Annotated in this window: 23 protein-coding genes; 8 read left to right on the forward strand and 15 right to left on the reverse strand. The window is 71.7% G+C overall.

Annotated elements, in window-relative coordinates; genetic code table 11:
- Positions 1–31: 31 nt before the first annotated feature.
- On the reverse strand, positions 32–1,327 hold the full coding sequence (locus tag FVE25_RS15230; protein WP_157247471.1) for an MFS transporter: 1,296 nt from the start codon (positions 1,325–1,327) through the stop codon (positions 32–34).
- 178 nt (positions 1,328–1,505) lie between these two features.
- Between FVE25_RS15230 and def the strand changes: the two genes are divergently transcribed.
- Complete coding sequence (def, locus tag FVE25_RS15235) at positions 1,506–1,985, forward strand: peptide deformylase (RefSeq protein WP_157247473.1); 480 nt, start codon at positions 1,506–1,508, stop codon at positions 1,983–1,985.
- A 42-nt stretch (positions 1,986–2,027) separates the two neighbouring features.
- Here the strand turns inward: def and FVE25_RS15240 are convergent, their stop codons facing one another.
- Entirely contained in the window at positions 2,028–2,618 is a 591-nt protein-coding gene (locus tag FVE25_RS15240) for an HAD-IIIA family hydrolase (protein ID WP_246267041.1), read from the reverse strand.
- 157 nt (positions 2,619–2,775) lie between these two features.
- Here FVE25_RS15240 and FVE25_RS15245 point away from each other — a divergent pair, with 157 nt between their 5' ends.
- Positions 2,776–3,966, forward strand: coding sequence for a glycosyltransferase (locus FVE25_RS15245; protein WP_157247475.1), 1,191 nt, complete (start codon positions 2,776–2,778; stop codon positions 3,964–3,966).
- Positions 3,967–4,036: 70 nt separating this feature from the next.
- Here FVE25_RS15245 and mshC read toward each other — a convergent pair whose 3' ends face one another.
- The 5 genes from mshC to FVE25_RS15270 form a co-directional block, all read right to left on the reverse strand.
- Positions 4,037–5,254, reverse strand: a complete 1,218-nt coding sequence (gene mshC, locus FVE25_RS15250; protein ID WP_157247477.1) for a cysteine--1-D-myo-inosityl 2-amino-2-deoxy-alpha-D-glucopyranoside ligase — start codon at positions 5,252–5,254, stop codon at positions 4,037–4,039.
- Complete coding sequence (locus FVE25_RS15255) at positions 5,251–5,907, reverse strand: NRDE family protein (protein WP_157247479.1); 657 nt, start codon at positions 5,905–5,907, stop codon at positions 5,251–5,253. The genes mshC and FVE25_RS15255 overlap by 4 nt, the downstream gene beginning before the upstream one ends.
- Positions 5,908–6,097: 190 nt before the next feature.
- The gene (locus FVE25_RS15260; protein WP_157247480.1) at positions 6,098–6,865 is read right to left on the reverse strand and encodes an SCO1664 family protein; all 768 of its coding nucleotides are present in this window, start codon (positions 6,863–6,865) and stop codon (positions 6,098–6,100) included.
- Positions 6,862–7,410, reverse strand: coding sequence for a DUF3090 domain-containing protein (locus FVE25_RS15265; RefSeq protein ID WP_157247482.1), 549 nt, complete (start codon positions 7,408–7,410; stop codon positions 6,862–6,864). Before FVE25_RS15265 ends, FVE25_RS15260 begins: the two co-directional genes overlap by 4 nt.
- 9 nt (positions 7,411–7,419) lie before the next feature.
- The gene (locus tag FVE25_RS15270) at positions 7,420–8,106 is read right to left on the reverse strand and encodes a histidine phosphatase family protein (protein ID WP_157247484.1); all 687 of its coding nucleotides are present in this window, start codon (positions 8,104–8,106) and stop codon (positions 7,420–7,422) included.
- A 64-nt stretch (positions 8,107–8,170) separates the two neighbouring features.
- Here FVE25_RS15270 and FVE25_RS15275 point away from each other — a divergent pair, with 64 nt between their 5' ends.
- On the forward strand, positions 8,171–9,118 hold the full coding sequence (locus FVE25_RS15275; RefSeq protein WP_157247486.1) for an aldo/keto reductase: 948 nt from the start codon (positions 8,171–8,173) through the stop codon (positions 9,116–9,118).
- Between the two features lie 118 nt (positions 9,119–9,236).
- Complete coding sequence (locus tag FVE25_RS15280; protein WP_157247488.1) at positions 9,237–10,088, forward strand: hypothetical protein; 852 nt, start codon at positions 9,237–9,239, stop codon at positions 10,086–10,088.
- A gap of 326 nt (positions 10,089–10,414) precedes the next feature.
- Here FVE25_RS15280 and FVE25_RS15290 read toward each other — a convergent pair whose 3' ends face one another.
- On the reverse strand, positions 10,415–10,612 hold the full coding sequence (locus FVE25_RS15290) for a hypothetical protein (RefSeq protein WP_157247490.1): 198 nt from the start codon (positions 10,610–10,612) through the stop codon (positions 10,415–10,417).
- A gap of 286 nt (positions 10,613–10,898) precedes the next feature.
- On the opposite strand from FVE25_RS15290, the gene FVE25_RS15295 reads away from it, so the two are divergent.
- Positions 10,899–11,468, forward strand: a complete 570-nt coding sequence (locus tag FVE25_RS15295; RefSeq protein WP_157247492.1) for a hypothetical protein — start codon at positions 10,899–10,901, stop codon at positions 11,466–11,468.
- A 286-nt stretch (positions 11,469–11,754) separates the two neighbouring features.
- Here the strand turns inward: FVE25_RS15295 and fabI are convergent, their stop codons facing one another.
- Together fabI and FVE25_RS15305 are read right to left on the reverse strand one after the other, a co-directional pair.
- The gene (gene fabI / locus FVE25_RS15300) at positions 11,755–12,519 is read right to left on the reverse strand and encodes an enoyl-ACP reductase FabI (protein ID WP_157247493.1); all 765 of its coding nucleotides are present in this window, start codon (positions 12,517–12,519) and stop codon (positions 11,755–11,757) included.
- Position 12,520: 1 nt separating this feature from the next.
- Positions 12,521–13,216 carry a beta-ketoacyl-ACP reductase gene (locus FVE25_RS15305; protein WP_157247495.1) on the reverse strand — a complete coding sequence of 232 codons (696 nt, stop codon included), beginning with the start codon at positions 13,214–13,216 and terminating at the stop codon, positions 12,521–12,523.
- Between the two features lie 77 nt (positions 13,217–13,293).
- On the opposite strand from FVE25_RS15305, the gene FVE25_RS15310 reads away from it, so the two are divergent.
- The gene (locus FVE25_RS15310; RefSeq protein ID WP_157247497.1) at positions 13,294–14,787 is read left to right on the forward strand and encodes a TldD/PmbA family protein; all 1,494 of its coding nucleotides are present in this window, start codon (positions 13,294–13,296) and stop codon (positions 14,785–14,787) included.
- Positions 14,787–16,154, forward strand: a complete 1,368-nt coding sequence (locus FVE25_RS15315; RefSeq protein ID WP_157247499.1) for a metallopeptidase TldD-related protein — start codon at positions 14,787–14,789, stop codon at positions 16,152–16,154. Before FVE25_RS15310 ends, FVE25_RS15315 begins: the two co-directional genes overlap by 1 nt.
- Here the strand turns inward: FVE25_RS15315 and FVE25_RS15320 are convergent.
- Positions 16,138–17,166, reverse strand: coding sequence for a carcinine hydrolase/isopenicillin-N N-acyltransferase family protein (locus FVE25_RS15320; protein WP_157247501.1), 1,029 nt, complete (start codon positions 17,164–17,166; stop codon positions 16,138–16,140). The two genes, FVE25_RS15315 and FVE25_RS15320, sit on opposite strands and share 17 nt — an antisense overlap.
- A 61-nt stretch (positions 17,167–17,227) precedes the next feature.
- Positions 17,228–17,440, reverse strand: a complete 213-nt coding sequence (locus FVE25_RS15325) for a dodecin (RefSeq protein ID WP_157247503.1) — start codon at positions 17,438–17,440, stop codon at positions 17,228–17,230.
- A 98-nt stretch (positions 17,441–17,538) separates the two neighbouring features.
- On the opposite strand from FVE25_RS15325, the gene FVE25_RS15330 reads away from it, so the two are divergent.
- A complete protein-coding gene (locus tag FVE25_RS15330; RefSeq protein ID WP_157247504.1) occupies positions 17,539–17,853 on the forward strand; it encodes a DUF3099 domain-containing protein in 315 nt (104 codons plus the stop codon).
- 296 nt (positions 17,854–18,149) lie between these two features.
- On the opposite strand, the gene FVE25_RS15335 is transcribed toward FVE25_RS15330, so the two are convergent.
- The 3 genes from FVE25_RS15335 to FVE25_RS15345 all read right to left on the reverse strand — a co-directional run bounded on the left by FVE25_RS15335 (position 18,150) and on the right by FVE25_RS15345 (position 21,236).
- The gene (locus tag FVE25_RS15335; RefSeq protein ID WP_219825504.1) at positions 18,150–18,944 is read right to left on the reverse strand and encodes an NTP transferase domain-containing protein; all 795 of its coding nucleotides are present in this window, start codon (positions 18,942–18,944) and stop codon (positions 18,150–18,152) included.
- Between the two features lie 377 nt (positions 18,945–19,321).
- Positions 19,322–20,320, reverse strand: coding sequence for a GTP 3',8-cyclase MoaA (gene moaA / locus FVE25_RS15340; RefSeq protein ID WP_219825505.1), 999 nt, complete (start codon positions 20,318–20,320; stop codon positions 19,322–19,324).
- A 10-nt stretch (positions 20,321–20,330) separates the two neighbouring features.
- Positions 20,331–21,236 (reverse strand): MarR family winged helix-turn-helix transcriptional regulator, encoded by a 906-nt coding sequence (locus FVE25_RS15345; protein WP_157247508.1) that lies wholly within the window; start codon positions 21,234–21,236, stop codon positions 20,331–20,333.
- Between the last annotated feature and the right edge of the window lie 28 nt (positions 21,237–21,264).

Genomic DNA, 21,264 nt, shown 5'->3' on the forward strand with positions numbered 1-21,264 from the left:
TGCTAACAGGCGCTCACCGCGGGTGTGAGCATCACACGCGGGCGTGGGCCAGGCTCGCGACGCCGACCGTGCGCAGGTAGCACCACCACGTGAGCGCGCCGCAGGCGGCGTAGAAGGCGGCGAAGGCCGCGAAAGCGGCGGCCGGGCTGCCGGTGCCCGCGAACGACATGCCGAAGCCCCGGTTGATGAGGAAGCCGCCGAAGGCGCCGACCGCCGAGATGATGCCGATCGCCGCCGACGCCTGCCGCCTGCCGTACTCCTGGGCGTCCGCGCCGCGCTCGGCCAGCGCCGTGGCCAGGAAGATGGCCGGGATCATGCGGTAGGTGGAGCCGTTGCCGATGCCGGCGGTGACGAAGAGCAGCTGGAAGGCGGCGAAGAAGGCCCAGAACCCGCCGCCGGAGACGGCCGCCCACGTCAGCAGCACGCCCGCGCCCATCGCCGCGAACGTCCAGACCGTCACCCGGGCGCCGCCGAGCCGGTCGGCCAGCCAGCCGCCCACCGGCCGGATCAGCGAGCCCGCCAGCGGCCCGGCGAAGGCGACCGCCGCCCACGGCGCCTGCGGGTACAAGCTCTTGGCCAGCAGCGGGAAGGCCGTCGAGTAGCCGATGAACGAGCCGAACGTGCCGATGTAGAGGAACGACATGACCCAGGTCTGCGCGCTGCCGGCCACCGCGAGCTGCTCGCGCGGATCGGCCTTCGCCGTCGCCAGGTTGTCCATGAACAGCCAGGCGCACACCGCCGCGACCACGATGAACGGCACCCAGAACCAGCCCGCCGCCGCCAGCCCCAGTGAGCCGATCACCAGCGGCACCACGAGCTGCACCGAACTGACCCCGATGTTGCCGCCCGCCGCGTTCAGCCCCAGCGCCGAGCCCTGCTTACTCTGCGGATAGAAGTAGGTGATGTTGGCCATGCTCGAGGCGAAGTTGCCGCCGCCCAGCCCGGCCAGGGCCGCGATCACCAGCAGCACCCAGAACGGCGTGCCGGGATCGCTCACCGCGAAGCCCAGCGCCACCGCCGGGATGAGCAGCAGCAGCGCGCTGACCACGGTGAAGGTGCGCCCGCCGAAGCGCGCCGGGCCGAAGGTGTACGGCAGGCGCAACGCCGAGCCGATCAGGTTCGGCAGCGCCACCAGCCAGAACAGCTCGTCCGTGGACAGGTCGAGGCGGCCCATGTTGGCGGCCACCACGCTCCACAGCGTCCAGACGGTGAAGCCGAGATGCTCGGCGAAGACGGAGAAGACGAGGTTGCGCCGGGCGGTCTTCCTGCCGGTGCGCGCCCAGAAGGCCGGATCGTCGGGGTGCCAGTCATGGATCCATCGGGTCATGGGCGTGACCGTAGGCAGCGCTCGTTACGCACGATGACGGGCCGTGACCGTGCGAAGGTTACGCCCGGCTCACCGCCGCAACCCCGGCAACACGGATGTAACGCCCGCCTCCAGGTTGGCGGCGATCATTGCTGGGAAACTCTCCCCTGACATCGCGCGAGATCTCGGGGAGTTGCGTGTGACGGTCCATGCCATCCGGCTGTTCGGCGATCCGGTGCTGCGAGAGGTGGCCGAGCCGGTCAAAGAGTTCGACCGGGAGCTGCGGGGGCTGGTGAAGTCCCTGACGATGACCATGCGGGCGGGCGCCGGGCGCGCGGGGCTGGCCGCCCCGCAGATCGGGGTGCCGCTGCGCGTGGTGGTCTACGACTACGACGGCAAGGCGGGGCACCTCGTCAACCCCCGGCTGGAGCCGTCGGAGCGCAGGATCACCGCGGACGAGGCGTGCCTGTCGGCGCCCGGCGTCTGGTGGCCGCTGGAGCGTTCCTACATGGTCACCGCCCGTGGTCGCGACATGTTCGGCAAATCGGTCACCGTGCGCGCCCTGGGGGTGCTGGCGCGCGTGTTGCAGCACGAGTGCGACCACTTGGAGGGCGTCCTGTTCAGCGACCATCTGCCCGCCGACGAGCGTGCGCGGTTCCTGGCCACCGTGTCGTCCTAGGTTCGCGCGGGTACGGCCCCCCACGTACCGTGCGTCACCGGGTCACCAGCGGTTCCACCCGACGGCCCGCGCCCATTCGGCCAGGCCGCCGCCGCGGATGCCGGCCGCCACCGGGACCGGCTCGCTCAGCACCCGCTCGGCCATCTCCTCCATGCTCCCGGCCACCTCGTCCGTGAGCGTGAGCGCCGGCCGGGAGTCCGGCGAGGACGGCACCAGGATGCCGCGTGCCCCCGCGGCCCGCGCCGTCTGCATGTCGACGCCGGAGCCGCCCACCAGCAGGCAGTCGCGCGGGCTGACGTCCAGGATGGCCGCCGCCCTGATCACCAGGCCGGGCCCGGGCATCCGGCACGTGCAGCCGTCCGTGACGCCGTGCACGCAGATCGCCCAGGCGTCGAACGGCCCCATCGCCTCCTCCACCCGGTTGTTGACCCGGTCCATCTCGTCCGGCGTCAGCCACCCCTCGGCCAGTCCCGGCTCGTTGACGACCACACCCACCGGCACATCGGCCCGCCGCAACCGGCTCAGCGCCCGGCGCGCGCCCGGCAGCGGCTTGACACACCGCGGATCCCCGCCACGGATCAGCGTCCCGTCTCGGTCGAAGAGCACGGCCGCCGGGCGATGACGATCGAACACGTCGCACACCTCCGTCAGAATGCCGCCCAGCTACCCGCCCGCACCCCGGCTACACCCCCGCTCAAGCCACCGGTTCGCATGCCGCCGGTCACACCGGGCAGACGAAGTCCCGGTGACCGGCGGTCACCTCCTCATCGACTGTGAGGGAGCTGAGCACATGAACATCGACCTGGTCTCCGAACACGCGGATCCGCTGGCGGCGGTCGGCGGCGTCGACGCGGGCGGGCAGAACGTCCACGTCGCCGCGCTGGCCGCCGCCCTCGCCGACCGCGGGCACTACGTCGTCGTCCATACACGCCGCACCGATCCCGCCCAGCGGGACGAGGTGCCCCTGGCACCGGGCGTCACCGTCTCCTATCTGGCCGCCGGCCCTCCGGTCCCGGTGCCGAAGGACGAGCTTCCGCGGTACATGCCGGAATTCACCCGCCGGCTGGCCTTGCGCTGGGCGCGAACCCGGCCGGACGTCGTGCACGCGCACTTCTGGATGAGCGGCCTGGCCGCGCTGGCCGCCGCGGACGGCATCCCGGTGGTGCACACCTACCACGCGCTCGGCGTCGTCAAGCGGCGCTGGCAGGGCGGCGCGGACAGCAGCCCGCCGCAGCGCCTGGCCGCCGAGCGCGAGATCGCCCTGAGGGCGCACGCGATCCTGGCCACGTGCAGCGACGAGGTCGCCGAGCTGCGGGCGATGGGCGCGCACGGCAGCCGGGTGGCGGTCGTGCCCTGCGGCGTCGACCTGGACCGCTTCCACCCCGCGCCAGAAGGCGAGCGCCCTCGCGGGTTCCAGGTGCTGTGCATCAGCCGGCTGGTGCCGCGCAAGGGCGTGGAGACCGTGGTCCGGGCGCTGGCCGAGGTCCAGGGCGCGGACCTGGTGGTCGCCGGCGGCGCGCAGACGGACCGGGAGGCCGGCCGGCTGCGCGACCTGGCCCGCCGCCACGGCCTCGACGGCCGGGTCAGCCTGATCGGCAGCGTGCCGCGCGAGAGGGTGCCCTGCCTCATGCGCTCGGCCTCGGTCGTCGTGGCGGTGCCGTGGTACGAGCCGTTCGGCATGGTCTCGATCGAGGCGATGGCCTGCGGGGTGCCCGTCGTGGCCTCGGCCGTCGGCGGGCACCTGGACACCGTGGCCGGGTGCGGCGTGCTGGTCCCGGCCAGGAAGCCGAAGGCCCTGGCCAGGGCGCTGCGCGAGCTGCGTGACGACCCGGCGGGACGCGCGGCCCTGGGCGCGGCCGGCGCGCGCAGGGCCACGCTCCGGTACGGCTGGCCGCGCGTCGCCGAGCAGACCGAGGCCGTCTACCGCCAGGTCCTGGACGGCCGCCCCGTGGGCCTGACCGCCTTGGACGGCTGCTCCTGACCGGCTCTCCCGGGCCGGCTCCCGACCGGCCGCCCCTTGGCGGCTGCTCCTGAGCCGGCTCGGCCGGGGTCTAGAGCCGGACGCCCAGCAGAGCGTCGGTGAGGTCGCGGACCAGGGCGGGGGCGGTGGCGTCCGTGCCGCCCTCCTTGAGGGCGCGCTCGGCCCAGGCGTCCACGGCCGCCACCGCGCCGGGGGCGTCCAGGTCATCGGCCAGCCGCTCCCGCACCTCCCGGAGCAGTTCCCCGGCCTGTGGCCCGGCGGGCAGCGCGGCGGCCTCCCGCCAGCGGGCCAGCCGGGTCTCGGCCGCGGCGAGCTGGGCCGGGGTGTACTCCCAGTCCTCGCGGTAGTGGTGGGCCAGCAGCACGAGGCGGATGGCCATGGGGTCGTGCCCTTCGCGCAGCCGGGAGACGAAGACCAGGTTGCCCTTGGACTTCGACATCTTCTCGCCGTCCAGCGCCACCATGCCCGCATGCGTGTAGAAGCGGGCGAACGGCCACTCCCCGGTGGCCGCGTGCCCCTCGGAGGCCCCGCACTCGTGGTGCGGGAAGATCAGGTCCGAACCGCCGCCGGCCACGTCGTACCCGGGGCCCAGGTTCGCCAGCGCGATCGCGGTGCACTCCACGTGCCACCCGGGACGCCCGCGCCCGAGCACGGTCTCCCACGCGGGCTCGCCGGGCCGCTCGGCCCGCCACAACAGCCAGTCGAGGGGGTCCCGCTTGCCCTCACGCCCGGGGTCGCCGCCCCGCTCGGCGAACAGCTCCAGCATCTCCTCCTCGGAGTACCCGGACACCTCACCGAACTTCGGCGCGGCCGCCCTGCTGAAGTAGACGTCGCCGTCGAGCGCATAGGTGTACGGCTTGAGCCGCTCGATCAGCTCGGCCACCTGGTCCACGACCTCGGTCACGCCCACGTACTCGCGCGGCGGCACGATGCGCAGCGCCTCCATGTCGGTGCGGAACAGCTCGATCTCGCGCTCGGCGAGGTCACGCCAGGCGACGCCCGTCTGCTCCGCGCGCTCCAGGAGCGGGTCGTCGACGTCGGTGGCGTTCTGCGTGTAGTGGACCTCGAGCCCGTTGTCCCGCCAGACGCGGCCGACCAGGTCGAAGGCGAGGTAGGTGTTGGCGTGGCCCAGGTGGGTGGCGTCGTAGGGGGTGATGCCGCACACGTACATGCGGGCCACGGGGCCCGGCTCGGTCTGCCTCACCTGCCGCGCGGCGGTGTCGTACAGCCGCAGCGGGACGCTCTCGCCGGGCAGTTCAGCAATATTCGGGGCAGACCACGATCTCATGCCTGTGAGCCTATCCGGCTCGTGAGGTCGCGGAACTCGGTGGTGACCGCGTCCGCGGAGAGCCTGACCATGGTCACCGACAGCGAGGCGTAGAGCCTGCCGTCGGGCAGGTCGTGGCGCAGGATCAGCGCGCCCGGCGCCGGGGAGTGCGGCCCGTCGGTCAGGGGCCACCAGTCCGTGGTGGCGCTGAAGCGGGGCAGCTGGGCCTGGACGCGGGGGTCGCCGGGGTCCAGGCCGGTGTTGACGATCACGGAGACGCCCTCGGGCAGGGTGCGGGCGGCCTGCCGTACCCCGTCCCAGCTCCACAGGCGGGCGCCGGAGACGTCGGCGAGGAGCAGGTGGAAGGGGTCGTAGGCGGCGAGGTCCACGTCGGGCAGGCCGCCCGCGGCCAGGGCCTTCAGCGGGAGGTCGCCGCGTGAGACCCGCACGTTGTCGGGGGCGGCGGTGCCGCGGCCGTTGAGCAGCGCGGCGGCCCGGCGGGTGGCGGGGTCCACGGCCAGCCAGGTGCCTCCCGCCTTGAGGTCACGGCCGCCGACGACACCGGGGTACTCGGGCCAGTGCTCACCCGGACCTTCCCAGGGGCGGTCTGCGAGCTCGTCGCGCACGCCCATCAGGGTCAGGGGGGCACCGGTCCTCACGATCACCGTGCACATGGGGCACAGCGTAATAAACACCCATAACCCGGCCGGAGGCGGGGTTCACATCGGTAGCCAGGGGGTGGCCGGCCGACTCGGGAGGAGAGGCAGCGGGCTCGAATCGGCGACCAGGGAGTCGGCTGGGGTTCAGGACGCTCAGGCCGGTGGCTGGGAGGGGGTTGGCGGGTCAGGGGAGGGCTTCCGGTGCTCAGATGGGGGGCCAGGGGATGGCGGGCCAGTCTTCCGAGGGGTAGGGGTGGACGCCGGTGTCGAGCAGGCGGCGTACGCGGGTCCAGGTGGCCTCGACCTCGGCCAGGGTCAGGAGCTGGCGCAGGCGGCGGCCGAGCGCTCCGGACTCGATGTCCCGCTCGATCTTGGCCAGCACCGCCACCGCGTCCCTGGCCAGCGGTTTGCCCCGCCACTGCCACAGGACGGTGCGCAGTTTGTCCTCGGCGGCGAAGCAGACGCCGTGGTCCACGCCGTACACGTGCCCGTCGGGCAGCGGCAGCAGGTGCCCGCCCTTGCGGTCGGCGTTGTTGACCACCGCGTCGAAGACGGCCATGCGGCGCAGCCCGGGATGGCGGCTGCGGACCAGGCGCATGAGGTCGATCTCGTGCTCGGTGTCGATCCACAGCTGGCACATGCCGGGGCCGAACGGCCCGTCGCGGTAGACCGTGGGCGGCACGATGCCCCAGCCGGTGGCCTGCGAGACCTCGAAGGCGGCCACCTCACGGGCGGCGAGGGTGCCGTCGGGGAAGTCCCACAGCGGCCGTTCGCCGCGCACCGGCTTGTAGACGCAGGCCGCGGTGCGCCCGGCCAGCGTCACCGAGCAGTACAGGGTCATGTTGGTGGCCTCGACCAGGCGGCCGGCCACATCGAGGCGGCCGTCGCGCAGCAACCTCAACGCTCCCTCGTCCTGGACGGCCGAGGGCGGGGAGCTCTTGAGTACCGGCTCGCTCTCCTGGGCACTGCTCACGATGCTGCCTCACCCCCGCGGTATCCGTTCAGGCGCACGCACACATGTCCGTCGGCGTCGAGCGGCTGGCCGCACAAGGGGCAGGGCGGCCGTCCGGCTGCGACGATACGCAGAGCCCGCGCGGTGAAGGCGCGGGCGGCCCCCGCGCTGATCCGCACCCTCAGCAGGGCGGGCTCGGGAGCCTCCTCGTCCTCCTCGTCGACGACCTCCTGGGCTTCGATGACGACCTGGGAGGTGTCGGAGTCCCAGGCCAGCGCCATCGTGCCCACGCGGAAGTCCTCGTCCACGGGCAGGTCGAGCGGGGCGTCGTCATTGAGGTCATTGGGGGCGATCGCGGGGATCTGGGCGGTGCCTCCGCTGCGCCGCAGCACTTCGTCGAGCAGCTCGTCGAGCCGGCCGGCGAGCGCCGCGACCTGGAGCTTCTCCAGCGCAACCGTGGTCAGCCTGCCCTCGGCACGGGCCTGCAGGAAGAAGGCTCGCGCCCCCGGCTGCCCCAAGGCACCGGCCACGAACCTCTCTGGTGGGTCGTAGTCGAAGACCGGCATAGCCTGACCTTACGTGGTCCCGGATCCGCCGCCGACGGCGGCATCGCTCCCGGTGAGTTTTTCTCCCCCGTCTTTCTCCTCCGAATCCTCGGAGAGCCGCAATTCCCCCATATCGTTAAGTCTTATAACAAAGGGACGCAGTGGGGCATAGCGAATCACGGTAAGAGCCGCAGGATCGGATGTTATCCGTTGAAACTGATCCAGGTGAAGCCCCAGAGCGTCGGCGACGATCGCCTTGATCACGTCTCCGTGGCTGCAGACGAGGTAGATACCCTTCAACCCCAGCCGGTCGTTCCAGTCACGCACCGCGGCCACCGCGCGCCGCTGCACCTCCGCCAGCGCCTCCCCGCCGGGGAAGACCACCGCGCTCGGATGCGCCTGCACGACCTTCCACAGCGGCTCCTCGGCGAGCTCCTTGAGGGGCCGCCCGGTCCACTCGCCGTAGCCGCACTCGACGAACCGCTCATCGGTCTGTACGGCGAGGCCGCGCCCGGCCGCCACCGCCCCGGCGGTCTCCTGGCAGCGCTCCAGCGGGCTGGAGACGATCGCGTCCAGCCGGACCCCGGCGATGCGCCCGGCCAGAGCCTCGGCCTGCGCCCGCCCGGCCTCGCTGAGATGCACGCCGGGAGTACGCCCGGCCAGCACAGGACCGGTCAGATCGGTCAGCCCGTGACGGGCCAGGAGAAGCGTGGTCACCACGCAAGTGTCGCAGGCGTCTATCCCCATCTTCGACACGGCTGGACGGTACCCTGGCGGGATCATGGAGCAGCGCTATGTGGGCCGCAGTGGCCTGTCGGTTTCCCGGCTCGGACTCGGCACGATGACCTGGGGACGTGACACCGACGCCGACGACGCGGCGGCGCAGCTGCGCACGTTCCTCGACGCGGGCGGCAACCTCGTCGACACCGCCGACGTCTACACCGGCGGCGACGCCGAGCGGCTGCTCGGCCGCATGCTCCGTGACTCCGTGCCCCGCTCCGAGCTGGTCATCTCCACCAAGGCCGTGGTCACCCCAGCCGGGCGGCGCCCGCGCGACGCCTCGCGACGCCACCTCATCGCCGCCTGCGACGCCTCGCTCAACCGGCTCGGCCTCGACTACGTCGACCTCTGGCAGCTGCACACCTTCGACCCGGAGGTGCCGCTGGAGGAGACGCTGGCGGCGATGGACGCGATCGTCACCTCCGGCCGCGCCGTCTACGCGGGCGTGTGCGACTACTCGGGCTGGCAGCTGGCCGCCGCCGCGATCGCCCAGCGCGCGGTGCCCGGCCGCATCCCCATCACCTCCGCCCAGGCCGAGTACTCCTTGCTGGCCCGCGAGCCCGAGCGGGAGCTGCTGCCCGCCGCCGAGCACGTGGGCGCGGGCATGCTGGCCTGGTCGCCGCTGGGCAGGGGCGTGCTGACCGGCAAGTACCGCACCGGCATCCCCTCCGACTCGCGCGCCGCCACCCCGCACTTCGCCGAGTTCGTCCGGCCCTACCTCGACGAGCGCTCCCGCCGCGTGGTCGAGTCGGTGATGACCGCGGCCGACGGGCTGGGCGTCTCGCCGCTGGCCGTGGCCCTGTCGTGGGTGCGCGACCAGCCGTGCGTGGCCACCGCGATCGTCGGCGCCCGCACCCACGCGCAGCTCTCGGCGATCCTCCTGTCGGAGGACGTGATCTTGCCGCGGGAGATCAGGGAGGCCCTGGACGACGTCTCGTCGCCGGACTGAATGAGAGTCCCACTCGCGTATCACTAGTCGATACCGAATCGCAACTTTCGCCGAGAAACACCTGCCTCTCGGCGGTGATGTCCATAAAGATTTCCTCCGAGGCGAAGTAGGAGGGCGCATGAGGAGCAGGGCCGCATTCACGACGGGTGTACTCGCCGTGGCGTTGGCCGCCGTTCCGGTCGCGGCACCCGCCGCCGCGGCCGTCCAGGACTGCACCAAAGGCGGCGGGCTCCTCTCGGGCGTCACCAACAGCCTGTGCGAGGTGGTCGACGCGGTCACCGACACGGTCGACGGGTTAACGGGCAAGGCCGCCGAGCCGGTCACCAAGGGCGTGGACGAGACCACCGGCGACGTCATGGGGAAGGTCGGCGGGGCCGTGCCCTCCGGCAAACACAGCCCCACGCCCACTCCCACGGCCGGCGACGGGCAGCCCAGTCCCGGCAAGAGCTCCGAGCTGCTGCCGACCACCCTGAGCGAGGTGTGCCTGCCGGTGCTCGCCTGCGACGACCAGAGCGTCCTCGACCGGCTGACCCCCGGCCCGGCGCAGCCCGCCACGACCCGCGAGCCGCGCCCCTCCCCCACGCCGTCCGCCCGGCCCACCCACCGGCGCGAGGAGACCCAGGTCCTGCCCACGGCGGCGCCCACGCCGCCGCCGCCGAGCGAGCCGTACCTCATCGACACCCCGCAGCCCGTCGGGGAACGCCGCACGGCCGACACCGACGAGCCGCGCATCGACCTGCTGTGGCCCAACCCGTTCGCCGAGGACCTCGCCGTCCCGCTGCAGGACCGCCGGCTGGTACGGCCCAGCCCGCCGGCCTCCGACGCCGTCGGCACCGCGCTGACCGCCCTCCTGCTGGCCTCGGCGATCCTCGCCACCCGCGTGGCCCACCAGCGCAGGCGCAGGGCGGAGCAACACGACTCCATCCCGTTCGAGCCCGCCCGCGTGGGCGGCCGGCACCGCCTGGCCTGAGGTCGCACCGGCCTGACCGGGTTCTACGGCACATGGCTTCTAGCTGCACCGCCGGACCCACCGGTGTCCCGTCCGCGCTTGCCGTATCACATGGCTTCTGGCCGCGCCGCCGGACCGGATGGCTTCTAACCGCGCTGCCGTACCAGCGGCAGGAACCCCTCGTCCACGATCTCGGTCAGCACCTCGTCCGGCGCGGCAGGGACGCCGCGGGCGACCGCGGGACCCAGGACGACTGCTTGCAGGCGGCGGTCCGGGCCGTGGGCGACCTCTACCGGGGGCGGGGCGCCTCGATGGGGCGCGGCCGCCGGGCGGCCGCGCCCCGGCCGCTACCTGAGAATCCGGTGGAGCAGCCCGATCGAGGCGATCGTGGTGGCGATTCCCACGGCCACGCCGGCGAGCACGCCGCCGCCGATGCCCATCGCCGCACCGCCGATCAGGATCACCGCCCACCGCAGTGGCAGTCGCTCCGCGCGACGGGGACGGTCGTTGTCTTCCCCATCGTCGTGCCGTGCCGGTAATGTCATGAGGACCTGCTTTCTTTTCATCAGGAGGAGGACAGGTACCGAACGGCCCTCGTTACCGGCGGGGGCCGTTCTCTTTGTCGTGACGGCGATATATGAGACCGCCATCCACCAAAATTGCCACAAGATCCCGAACGTTGTCATCCGGCTCTGGATCTCTTCCGGAATTTCTTTTCTTCCACCTGGTGGGAAAGACCTATTCCCGCACCCGCCTCAGCAGGCCCCGGCTCCAGCGCCACGTGCCAGGATGTGCAGCCAGTGCACGAAACAACAGAATCGAGCAGGGGCGATGGACTCGATCATCAGCGACATCATCCGCGTGCTCCACCAGTGGCCGGACGAGCCGGAAACCGGAAAGGATTTCACGTTCTTTGAAAGACTGCACCAGGCTTCGCAGGGCAGAACTCGCCTGGAACAGGAACTCATCGAAGCGAAGGAAGCCCATGAGGGCGTCCCGCCTTTCGACCCATTGCTCTACAAACTCACGCAACTGGTGCGGGCCAGGGAGCAGCTCGATGAACAGATTCGCGACCTGTTCGTCTATGCGCGGCACTTCGTCCGGCCTCGTCCCTATCCGCTGGCCGTCCTCGCGAAGGCGAGCGGCATGTCGGCGTCCGGAATCCGGCTTTCCAGCGGCACCGAGGGCCGAATGCGGGAAATAGCCCGAAATATTGGCAGGTCGGATAACTCTGGGTGCATTACCCCGCCGAAGAACAGGGCGATGGAGGAACTGGCCGACGCCCTGGCCGAGTACCGCAACGTGCGCGCGGGAGGAGGCGGCAGGGAGCCCAGGGGGACGGGCAGGAACGCCGCGAGGAAGGCGTCCGGCCCGCCGCCGAGGTCAAGGGAAGGCTTCTGAGACGCCGGGCCGGCCTGGGAAAGTGCCTGTGCCGGGCCTGGGGAGGCTTCTGCCGTCAGGGCCGGGTGACGACTGAGCACGGCGGGTGGCTACGAGGGCGTCGTGGCGGCGAGGACCACGTCCGACGTGAGAAGCGCCCGATGACCGGGCGCAACCCACGACTGCGGAGGCGGCAAGGCGGCTCCGCCGTACAAAAGCCGGAAAGCCGCACAGACGTCAGGATGCCTTACAGACGCCAGGGCCAAGGGACCGCACAGACCGCCAAGGGCCGTACGGGAAGGGAGCGCTACGCGCCGATGGCGTGGACACCGCCGTCCACGTGGACGATCTCGCCCGTCGTGGCCGGGAACCAGTCGGACATCAGCGCCACGCACGCGCGCGCCGCCGGGGCGGTGTCGGCCAGGTCCCAGCCCAGCGGCGCCTTCTCCGGCCAGCTGTCCTCGAACTCCTTGAAGCCCGGGATCGACTTGGCGGCCATCGTGCGCAGCGGGCCCGCGGCGACCAGGTTGACGCGGATGCCCTGCTTGCCCAGGTCGCGGGCGAGGTAGCGGTTGGCCGACTCCAGGCCCGCCTTGGCCACGCCCATCCAGTCGTAGACCGGCCACGCCTTGGAGGCGTCGAAGTCGAGGCCGACGACCGAGCCGCCCTCCTTCATCAGCGGCAGGCAGGCCACGGCCAGCGACTTGTAGGAGTAGGTGGAGATGTGCAGCGCGGTGGCGACGTCCTCCCACGTGGTGTTGAGGAAGTTGCCGCCGAGCGCGGTCTGGGGGGCGAAGCCGATGGAGTGGACGACGCCGTCCAGGCCGTCGACGTGCTCGCCGACCCGGGAGGCCAGGCTGTCGAGGTGGTCGGTGTTCTGGACGTCGAGCTCCAGCACCGGCGCCGGCTGCGGCAGGCGCTTGGCGATGCGCTCGACCAGGCTGAGGCGGCCGAAGCCGGTCAGCACGACCTGGGCGCCCTCCTCCTGGGCGATCTTGGCCACGGCGAAGCCGATGGAGGCGTCGGTCAGCACGCCGGTCACCAGGATGCGCTTGCCTTCGAGGATGCCCATGTCAGTGCCCCATTCCGAGTCCGCCGTCGACGGGGATCACGGCCCCGGTGATGTAGGAGGCGTCGTCACCGGCCAGGAAGCGGACGACGCGGGCGATCTCCGCGGGCTGCGCCTGGCGGCCCAGCGGGATGTTCTTGACGATGGCCTCGGCGTCGAGGTCGGCGGTCATGTCGGTCTCGACGAAGCCGGGGGCGACGACGTTGACCGTGATGCCGCGCGAGCCGTACTCGCGGGCGAGGGAGCGGCCGAAGCCCACGAGGCCGGCCTTGGAGGCGGCGTAGTTGGCCTGGCCCGCCTGGCCGGACAGGCCCACGACCGAGGAGATGAGGATGATGCGGCCGCGCTTGAGCTTCATCATCGGGCGGATGGCCCGCTTGGCGACCCGGTAGGCGCCGGTCAGGTTGGCGTCGATGACGTCGGTGAAGGTGTCCTCCTTCATCATCGCCAGCAGGGTGTCCTTGGTGATGCCCGCGTTGGACACGAGCACCTCCACCGGCCCCTGCTCGGCTTCGACCTTGGCGAAGGCGGCCTCGACGTCCTGCGTGCTGGTCACGTCGCAGCGGACGCCGAAGAGACCCTCGGGGGGTTCGCCCGATCGGTAGGTGACGGCGACGGCATCGCCCGCCGCGGCGAGTTCGCGGGCGATCGCGAGGCCGATGCCCCGGTTGCCTCCGGTGACGAGTACTGAACGTGCCATGGGACCAGACGCTATCGGCTACCGGCCGGTAGCCACTTGTCCGGGGCGTACAAGATCACAGGGCTAGGATCGTTGACATGCGTCAAATCGACCCTGATTTCCTCGCGCTGCCGTTGCGGCAGCTCGCGGACGCCGCTCTGCAGCGCGCTCACGACCTGGGCGCCGAGCATGCCGACTTCCGTCTCGAACGCATCAGGGGCGAATCCCTGAGCCTGTATGACACGCGGCTCGAAGGCGCCGTGGACGCCGACGACCTCGGCTTCGCCGTCCGGGTGGTCAAGGGCGGCACGTGGGGCTTCGCCTCCGGGATCGAGCTGACCCCCGAGGCGGCGGCGCGCGTGGCCGAGCAGGCGGTGCGGGTGGCCGAGGTGAGCGCGCCCATCAACCGGGAGCCGGTCGAGCTGGCGCCCGAGCCGGTCTACGCAGACGTCACCTGGGTCTCGCCGTACGAGGTGGATCCGTTCGAGGTGCCGCAGGCCGACAAGATCGCGCTGCTGGCGGAGTGGTCGGCGGGGCTGCTCAAGGGAGCCGACCACGTCTCGGCCCGGCTGCTCCAGGTCAAGGAGCAGAAGTTCTACGCCGACTCCGCGGGCACCGTCACCACGCAGCAGCGGGTGCGCCTGCACCCCTCGCTCAACGCGATGAAGTCCTCCGAGCAGGGCTTCGACGACATGTCCACGATCGCGCCGCCGGTCGGCCGCGGCTACGAGTACCTCACCGGCTCCCACTGGGACTGGACCGGCGAGCTGGCTCAGCTGCCGGAGCTGCTGGCCGAGAAGCTGGCCGCGCCGTCGGTCGAGGCGGGCGAGTACGACCTGGTCATCCACCCGTCGAACCTGTGGCTGACGATCCACGAGTCGATCGGGCACGCCACCGAGCTGGACCGCGCGCTGGGCTACGAGGCCGCCTACGCCGGCACCAGCTTCGCCACCTTCGACCAGCTGGGCGAGCTCGTGTACGGCTCGCCGGCGATGAACGTCACCGGCGACCGCACGGTCGAGCACGGCCTGGCCACGATCGGCTACGACGACGAGGGCGTGGCGGGCCAGAGCTTCGACATCGTGCGCGACGGCATCCTGGCCGGCTACCAGCTCGACCGGCGCATGGCGCTGATGAAGGGCTTCGGGCGTTCCAACGGCTGCGGCTTCGCCGACTCCCCCGGCCACACGCCGATCCAGCGCATGGCCAACGTCTCCCTCCAGCCCGCGGAGAACGGCCCGGGCACCGAGGAGCTGATCTCCCGGGTCCGGCGCGGCGTGTACATCGTGGGCGACAAGAGCTGGTCGATCGACATGCAGCGCTACAACTTCCAGTTCACCGGCCAGCGGGCCTACCGCATCGTGGACGGCAAGCTGGCCGGCCAGGTGCGCGACTTCGCCTACCAGGCGACCACGACGGACTTCTGGCGGTCCATGGAGGCCGTCGGCGGCCCCCAGACCTACGTCCTCGGCGGCGCCTTCAACTGCGGCAAGGGCCAGCCCGGCCAGGTGGCGCCGGTCAGCCACGGCTGCCCGTCGGCGCTGTTCCGCGGCGTGCGCATCCTCAACACGGTCCAGGAGGGCGGCAAGTGATGACTCCCCAGGAGATGGTTGAGCGGGCGCTGGAGCTCTCGCGGGCCGACGACTGCATCGTGATCGCGGACGACTCGTCCACGGCCAATCTGCGGTTCGCGGGCAACACCCTGACCACGAACGGCGTGGCCCGCTCGGCCCAGCTCACCGTGATCTCGATCGCCGGTCGGGGCGTCGGCGTGGTGTCCCGCGCCGCCGTACGCGAGGAGCAGCTCGCGGACGTGGTGGCTGCGGCCGACGCGGCGGCGCGTGACGCGCAGCCCGCGGAGGACGCGCGCCCGCTGGTGTCGGGCGTGCCGGCCAGCGCCCATTGGGGCGAGGCGGTCTCGCCCACCGACATCGGGGTGTTCGGCGAGTTCGCCCCCGCGCTCGGCGAGGCGTTCTCGGCCGCGGAGGCGGGCGGCAGGAAGCTGTACGGCTTCGCCGAGCACTCGATGACCACGACCTTCCTCGGCTCCTCCGCCGGGCTGCGGCTGCGCCACGACCAGCCGACGGGACGGCTGGAGCTCAACGCGAAGTCGGCCGACATGAAGCGCTCGGCGTGGACGGGCGTGGGCGCGCGCGACTTCGCCGGCGTGGACGTGGCCGCGCTCGACGCCTCGCTGGCCACCCGGCTGGAGTGGGCGAAGAACCGCGTCGACCTGCCGGCGGGGCGTTACGAGGCGCTGCTGCCCCCGAGCGCCGTCGCCGACCTGATGATCTACGCCTACTGGTCGGCCGGCGCCAGGGACGCGCTGGACGGCCGGACGGTCTACGCCAAGCGCGGCGGCGGCACCCGGGTGGGCGAGCGGCTGTCCCCGCTGCCGATCACGCTGGCCAGCGACCCGGCGGCGCCCGGCATCGCCTGCGCGCCGTTCGTCGTGGCCCGCTCGTCGGGCCGGGAGAGCTCGGTGTTCGACAACGGCCTGCCGCTGGCGGCGACCGACTGGGTGGCCGGGGGGACGCTGAACGCGCTGCGCCAGACCCGCCACTCGGCCGAGCTGGGCGGCATGGAGGTCACGCCGGACATCGACAACCTCATCATGCGCGCCGACGGCGGCCGGTCGCTGACCGAGATGATCGCCTCGACCGAGCGCGGCCTGCTGCTGACCTGCCTGTGGTACATCCGCACGGTCGATCCGCAGACGCTGCTCGTCACCGGCCTGACCCGCGACGGCGTCTACCTCGTGGAGAACGGCGAGGTGGTCGGCGAGGTGAACAACTTCCGCTTCAACGAGAGCCCGGTGGACCTGCTGGGCCGCATCACCGAGGTGGGCGCCGCCGAGGCGACGCTGCCGCGCGAGTGGGGCGACTACTTCACCCGCTCGGTCATGCCGCCCGTGCGGGTGCCGGACTTCAACATGTCCACGGTCAGCCAGGCGAGCTGAACGGGAAGGAGTGCACGCGTTGCCACCGTTTGGCGGTGACGACGCGTGCGTTCCCGCCGGCGAGGTCGTAGACGACCGACCAGCGGGTGTGGCCCTGGGCGACGCTCCTGAGCAGGTCTAGGGCGTCGGCCTCGGTGCGCACGCCCTCGGCCAGGGTGCGGTAGCGGGTGTCGGCCAGGCGGGCCGTGCGGTCGGTGCCGCTCATCGTGATGTTGGTGAGGATCCGGTCGCGGATCACGTCGAGTTCGCCGTCCGCGCCGTATTCGGCGACGGCGGAGTCGCCGTTGCGGTCGGCGATGAGGTAGTGGACCTGCGGGCCGCCGGAGAAGTCCACGGTCCTGCTCTTGATGATGGCCAGGGCCTCCTCCACGGTGGCGGCGCGGTCGAGCATGAGGCGGATGACGCGCGCGCTGCCGACGGCGGGCCGCTGCGGGGTGGGCTGCGGCGCCTTCACGCCCGGCGTGGTGGCCAGTCCCACCGCCAGGCCCTTCTCGTTGACGCCGTCGAAGGGCGCCAGGACGGCGTGGGCCAGCCGCCGCCGGTCCTCGACCAGGTCGGGCGGCCCCTTGCGGCCAAGGACGTAGAAGGCGTCCACCATGGACATCGAGGCGTAGCCGCCGGGCGGGTGGGATCTGACGAGGATCGCCGGGTTCGGATCCCAGTCGAAGTTGCGCCCGAACTCCTTGCCGCGCAGGAACAGCGAGCAGGCCCAGGCCGCGTCCTTCCTGGACAGCTCCGTCTCGGTGAGCGGGGCCTCGGCGTCGTAGGAGCCGTGGTAGGTCATCTCGTACAGCGGCAGGTCGTCCACCTGCCGGAGGCTGGCGACCGTGCGGGCCCTCTCGCCGGCGCTCTGCCGCAGGATGGGCGCGGGCGCGTCCGCCGCGGGCGCCCGAGTCTGTACGGCCGGCGGCCCGGCCTTCTGCTCGGCCTTCTGCTCGGCCTTCTGCGCGGCGCATCCGGCGGACAGAACGATCCCCAGCGCGCTGATGAGCGCCATGGTACGGCGATGCATCGAGACCCCCTTCACCGAGAAGTGTCCGATGCACCGCCCGAAATGTCACCCGTCGATCTGGTCAGGCGTCTTCCAGACGGAAGCCCACCTTCATGCCCACCTGGAAGTGCGCCACCTCGCCCTGGTCGATGTGGCCCCGGATCTCCGTGACCTCGAACCAGTCCAGGTGCCGCAGGGTCTGCGCCGCCCGCCTGACGCCGTTGCGGATGGCCTGATCGACACTCTCCCCCGAAGTCCCGACTATCTCGGTCACCCGATACGTTCGATCCGTCATCTCCGTTCCTCCTTACTCGAAAGCCATGATCGCATGACCCTCGTCCCGGCACCGGCGCCCTGTCGCGTCCCTCACCTCCGAGGTCTACCGTGGGAGGTATGAAGGGGTGGCGCAGACGCCAGGTGATCCACCAGGTGACGGACGCTCAGCCGTCGCTCACGGATGACGTGCGCAAACGCGAGATCAGCTACCTCATCAAGATGGGCATCAGGACCGCCTGCCTCATCTTGGCCGTGGTGGTGCCCCTCGACTGGCCCTACCGGCTGCTCTTCATCGCGGGCGCCGTCTTTTTGCCATACATAGCCGTAATCGGGGCCAATGAGAGGTCGAAGGGTGTGCCTGCCCCTACCTTTCACACACCCGAAGCTAACCAAAGCGAGATACCACTGCACCGACGCGAGATCGGGTCGTGACTAAGTCTTGACGCATCCCACGGGTTGTAGGTGTACGCTTTAGCCAAGCGCTCCGGTCCCCCGTCGGAGTGCTGGTGCCGGCGTTCCGGGCCCCCGTCGGAACGCCGATGAAGCGACGCCGGGTGGTTTGCCCCCGTAACCACCCGGCGTCGCCCTTTTCTCAGGAAGACCATCTTTGAACCCCGCCAAGCGGGTAGGTCTGCTTTCCCGAAATCGTTTACACCGGCGCCTGCCTGCAATTCACAGGAAATCTTCAGGTTTCGGTCAGCGATTGACACCGCGAGTTCGCGGGAGTGTCACTCGTCGGTCAGTGTCTCGGCCGTGGCCTTGGCCCAGTTGCGGGCCAGCGTGGTCAGCTTGTCCACCGCGTCCTCGGGCGCCGTGCCCGCGCCCTGGGCCAGTCCCAGCAGGTACGCCGTCAGCGGCGCCGCCGGCCTGGCCACGCCGTGGGCCACCTCCTTGGTCAGGTCCAGGATCAGGTCGCGGTCCACGCGGGCCGGGTCGATGCCCAGCTCCTTGCAGGCCAGCGCCGTCCACTCGGCGAGCACGTTCATGTGAGCCTCCTCGAGATCGTCCACAGTGTCGCAGTCGAACCACGGCCGGCCGGGCAACGCCACCCGGACCGCGCCCAACGGTCCCATCACGCCGCGCAGCGACCGGCCGTCATAGTCGCCGAGCGCCTGGCGGAGCGCCTCGGTGCGCCAGGCGCCGGCCAGCCACTGCTCCCGCCCGTCGCCGTCCACGAGCACGGCCCCCGCTCCGGGCGCCTGCGCCCGTTCGAGCAGCGCCTCCACGTGGGAAGGCCGCAACAGCGGCATGTCACCCGCCAGCACCACCACCCAGGGCGCGCGCACCTGCGCCAGCCCCGCGCGCAACGCCGGAACCGGCCCGCCGCCCCTGGGCTCCTCCAGCACGTAGACGGCCCGGGGCCTGAGGCGCTCCGGGCCCACCACGATCACCCTGTCCGCGCCGCGCACGGCGGCGGCCACCGACTCCAGCAAAGACCGGCCCCAGACGGTCAGGCCCGGCTTGTCCACGCCCCCAAGCCGCTCGGCCGCACCCCCGGCCAGGATCACCGCGTCATACGCCACAGGCTCACGGTAGCCGCCCGCCAGCCCTCACGCCCCTCCGGGTCCGGGGAGAAGAGAGACCGGCACACGGACGGGGAAGCCGGGCGCCGAGTCAACGCAGCCGGGTGGCACAGTTAGAGCTCGGGGCGGGAAGGCACCGGCCCACGGGTTCGCCCTTCAGGGTGGTTACCGGGTCATCGAGAGCCGCGGCACCGGGCGTGGCCGGGGCACTTGGGCGGGTGACGAAGGGCTGTGACGGCGAGCAACCACGTCCGACTGCCGGCCATCGCCCGAGGCCGCCCGCCTGCGGCGGCGGGCGGGGGCAACACGGCTCCGCCGTAAAAAACTCACCCACCGAAAGCAGACATCAACTCACCCGCCGAAAGCAGACATTCAACTCACCCGCCGATAGCGGACATGGGCCGTGAGGGCTGTAGAAAACTCGGGTCGTTGATGCCGTGGCCGGGGAGCTTGCGGGCGACGGCGGCGATCCAGCGGGCGGCGAGGTCCTCGTCGGAGGCGCCCGCGCGCATGGCCGTCTTCAGGTCCGACTCCTCCCTGGCGAACAGGCAGTTGCGCACCTGGCCGTCGGCCGTCAGCCGCACCCGGTCGCAGGCCCCGCAGAACGGCCGGGTCACCGACCCGATCACGCCCACCCGCGCGGGCCCGCCGTTCACCAGGAAACGCTCGGCGGGCGCGCTGCCGCGGTCCTCGCGGTCGTCGGGGGTCAGGTCGAATACCCCGGAGAGCCGGGCGAGGATCTCGTCGGCGGTGATCATGTTGTCGCGGGTCCAGCCGTGCTGGGCGTCCAGCGGCATCTGCTCGATGAAGCGCAGTTCGTAGCCCTGCTCGAGGCAGTACCGCAGCAGATCGGGCGCCTCGTGCTCGTTGAGGTCGCGCATGAGGACGGCGTTCACCTTCACCGGCCGCAGCCCGGCGGCGTCGGCGGCGGCCAGGCCGGCGATCACGTCCTCGAGGCGGTCGCGGTGGGCCAGCCGCTTGAACGTGTCGCGGTCCAGGGTGTCGAGCGAGACGTTGACGCGGTCGAGCCCGGCCTCGGCCAGCGGGCCGGCGAGGCGGGCCAGGCCGATGCCGTTGGTGGTCAGGGAGATCTCGGGACGCGGCCGCAGCCGGGCGGTGCCGGCGACGATGCCGAGCAGTTCGCGGCGCAGCAGCGGCTCGCCGCCGGTGTAGCGGACCTCGGTGACGCCCAGCCGCTCGACGCCGATCGTGACCAGCCGGACGATCTCGTCGGCGGTCAGGAGCTGGGGGTTGGGCAGCCAGTCGAGTCCTTCGGGCGGCATGCAGTACGTGCAGCGCAGGTTGCACTTGTCGGTCAGGGACACCCGAAGGTCGGTCGCCACCCTTCCGAAGGAGTCTTTGAGCACCGGCGTCATGTCGCACACCCTACGACACGGCCGATGACGCCTGTCGGCGCAGGGTCTTCTCGAACCAATGTGCGGCATAGGGCTCGTCGTTGAACGCTGCGACCTCGCGATATCCGGCCGTGCTGTAGAGCCGTCTGGCCTCGGTGAGCGCGGCGTGCGTCTCCAGCCTGACGGTCGCGGCGCCGTGCTCGGCCGCGCGCGCCTCCAGTTCGGCCAGCAGCCGCCGCCCGAGCCCCAGTCCGCGTACGGCGGGCGCCACCCACATCCGTTTGAGGTGGGCGCTGTCTCCCCGGAGCTTGAGCGCCCCGCAGCCGACCGGGTCGGAGTGCAGCGTCGCCACCAGGATCAGCCCCCGGGGCGGGGTCAGGTCGTCGTCCCCTGCCGGGACGCCGCGGCCGGGGTCGAATCCCTCGGGGAAGCGCCTGGCCAGCTCGGCGAAGTACTCCCCCAGGCTGTAGCGGGCGTCGGGGTGGCGCGGGTCGGTGACCGCCACCTCGACCATGGAGGCGATGAGCAGGCGTTCCACCTCGGCCATGGCGGTGACCAGGCGGTCGCGCTGGCGCGGGTCGAGGGGGCGCAGGATCGAGGCGGCCTGGTCGTCGGAGCGGCGGTCGAGTTCCGCCCGTTCGCTCAGCCCCTTCTCGGTCAGCCGCGCCCTGCGCACGCGGGCGTCGTCCGGGTCGCTCTCGACGATCACGAGCCCGTCGCCCTCCAGCGCGCGCAGGATCCGGCTGAGGTATCCGGAGTCGAGGTCGAGCCGGGCGCGCAGGAGGCGTACCTCGCTGCCGCGCTCGCCGATCTCCCACAAGACGCGGCAGTGGCCGAGCGGGCGGCCCCGGGACAGGAAGGCGTCCTCCAGGGCCCCCACCCGCTGGGTGACGGTCCGGTTGAAGCGCCGCACGCGCTCGACGAGCTCCGCGTCCATTCTCTGACCTTAGTCAGACGACGGACGC

Origin of the sequence: Nonomuraea typhae (assembly GCF_009760925.1) — a bacterium.
GTDB classification, from domain to species: domain Bacteria; phylum Actinomycetota; class Actinomycetes; order Streptosporangiales; family Streptosporangiaceae; genus Nonomuraea; species Nonomuraea typhae.